The organism is Devosia sp. Z6_126 (genome assembly GCF_058133495.1).
This window is the reverse complement of sequence record NZ_JBYUNO010000012.1, coordinates 1-2791: the sequence shown is the minus strand read 5'-3', so window position 1 is coordinate 2791 and position 2791 is coordinate 1. Positions and strand designations below refer to the sequence as shown.

The window sequence follows — 2791 nt, the reverse complement described above, 5'->3', positions numbered from 1 at the left end:
TGGAGCATGTGGTTTAATTCGAAGCAACGCGAAGAACCTTACCAGGTCTTGACATCCCGCCGACCGCCCTAGAGATAGGGCCTTCCCTTCGGGGACGGCGGTGACAGGTGGTGCATGGTTGTCGTCAGCTCGTGTCGTGAGATGTTGGGTTAAGTCCCGCAACGAGCGCAACCCTTGATCTTAGTTGCCAGCATTCAGTTGGGCACTCTAAGGTGACTGCCGGTGATAAACCGGAGGAAGGTGGGGATGACGTCAAATCATCATGCCCCTTATGACCTGGGCTACACACGTGCTACAATGGACGGTACAGAGGGTCGCGACCCCGCGAGGGTGAGCCAATCCCATAAAACCGTTCTCAGTTCGGATTGTAGGCTGCAACTCGCCTACATGAAGCCGGAATCGCTAGTAATCGTGGATCAGCATGCCACGGTGAATACGTTCCCGGGCCTTGTACACACCGCCCGTCACACCACGAGAGTTTGTAACACCCGAAGTCGGTGGGGTAACCCTTTTGGGAGCCAGCCGCCGAAGGTGGGACAGATGATTGGGGTGAAGTCGTAACAAGGTAGCCGTATCGGAAGGTGCGGCTGGATCACCTCCTTTCTAAGGATTTATTCGGAACATGGGTCTTTACCCATGACTTGACGTTTTGCAGTTCAGTTTTGAATGTTCATACATTCAAACTTTTTTGCTCCTGCGATTACTCGTCGCAAAAGGGCAAGCCTTTTGTTCTTTGAAAACTGGATAAAACGACATCAAACAAGAAACAAGCAAGATATTCAAATTGTGGTCACTGACGTGATCATGATGTGTAACTTTTTTAACTTTTAGGTTAAGTTAATAAGGGCGCACGGTGGATGCCTTGGCACTAGGAGCCGATGAAGGACGGCACTAACACCGATATGCTTCGGGGAGCTGTAAGTGAGCTTTGATCCGGAGATTTCCGAATGGGGGAACCCACTGCCCGTAATGGGGTAGTACATTTGCGTGAATACATAGCGCATCTGTGGCAGACCCAGGGAACTGAAACATCTAAGTACCTGGAGGAAGAGAAAGAAAAATCGATTCCCTGAGTAGCGGCGAGCGAAACGGGAAGAGCCCAAACCAAGAGGCTTGCCTCTTGGGGTTGTAGGACACTCTATACGGAGTTACAAAGGGTTGGATTAGACGAGGCGATCTGGAAAGGTCCGCAAGACAGGGTAAAAGCCCCGTAGTCAAAAGTCCAACCCCTCCAGAGTGGATCCTGAGTACGGCGGAACACGTGAAATTCCGTCGGAATCTGGGAGGACCATCTCCCAAGGCTAAATACTACCTAGTGACCGATAGTGAACCAGTACCGTGAGGGAAAGGTGAAAAGCACCCCGGAAGGGGAGTGAAATAGACCCTGAAACCGTGTGCCTACAAATAGTCAGAGCCCGTTAACGGGTGATGGCGTGCCTTTTGTAGAATGAACCGGCGAGTTACGATCCCATGCAAGGTTAAGTTGAGAAGACGGAGCCGCAGCGAAAGCGAGTCTGAATAGGGCGAATGAGTATGTGGTCGTAGACCCGAAACCAGGTGATCTACCCATGTCCAGGATGAAGGTAAGGTAACACTTACTGGAGGTCCGAACCCACGCACGTTGAAAAGTGCGGGGATGAGGTGTGGGTAGCGGAGAAATTCCAATCGAACCTGGAGATAGCTGGTTCTCTCCGAAATAGCTTTAGGGCTAGCCTCAAACGCGAGAATCTTGGAGGTAGAGCACTGTTTGGACTAGGGGCCCATCCCGGGTTACCGAATTCAGACAAACTCCGAATGCCAATGATTTATGTTTGGGAGTCAGACTGCGAGTGATAAGATCCGTAGTCAAGAGGGAAACAGCCCAGACCACCAGCTAAGGTCCCAAAGTATTTGTTAAGTGGAAAAGGATGTGGCGTTGCTTAGACAACCAGGATGTTGGCTTAGAAGCAGCCATCATTTAAAGAGTGCGTAATAGCTCACTGGTCGAGTGACGCTGCGCCGAAAATGTATCGGGGCTAAACAAATCACCGAAGCTGTGGATTGATACCGATGGTATCAGTGGTAGGAGAGCGTTCTAAGTGCGTCGAAGTCAGACCGGAAGGACTGGTGGAGCGCTTAGAAGTGAGAATGCCGGTATGAGTAGCGAAAGATGGGTGAGAATCCCATCCACCGTATGACTAAGGTTTCCTGAGGAAGGCTCGTCCGCTCAGGGTTAGTCGGGGCCTAAGTCGAGGCCGATAGGCGTAGACGATGGACAACAGGTTGATATTCCTGTACCACCACCCTGCCTTTTGAGTGATGGGGGGACGCAGTAGGATAGGGTAAGCGTGCTGTTGGTTATGCACGTCCAAGCAGTGAGGTGTGGATGTAGGCAAATCCGCATCCTATAACATTGAGCTGTGACGGCGAAGGACCTTTGGTCCGAAGTTCCTGATTTCACACTGCCAAGAAAAGCCTCTAGCGAGGCAGGGGGTGCCCGTACCGCAAACCGACACAGGTAGTCGAGGAGAGAATCCTAAGGTGAGCGAGAGAACTCTCGTTAAGGAACTCGGCAAAATGACCCCGTAACTTCGGGAGAAGGGGTGCTCTGTTAGCGTGCAAGCGCGAGAGAGCCGCAGTGAATAGGCCCAGGCGACTGTTTAGCAAAAACACAGGTCTCTGCAAAACCGTAAGGTGAAGTATAGGGGCTGACGCCTGCCCGGTGCTGGAAGGTTAAGAGGAGTGCTTAGCGCAAGCGAAGGTGCGAATTGAAGCCCCAGTAAACGGCGGCCGTAACTATAACGGTCCTAAG

At 51.7% G+C, this 2791-nt stretch carries 2 rRNA genes; both read left to right on the top strand.

Annotation, left to right across the window (positions count from 1 at the left end):
* A 16S ribosomal RNA gene (locus tag AC3YOG_RS20580) occupies nucleotides 1-603 on the top strand; the annotation flags it as partial.
* Nucleotides 604-830: 227 nt separating this feature from the next.
* A 23S ribosomal RNA gene (locus AC3YOG_RS20575) occupies nucleotides 831-2791 on the top strand; the annotation flags it as partial.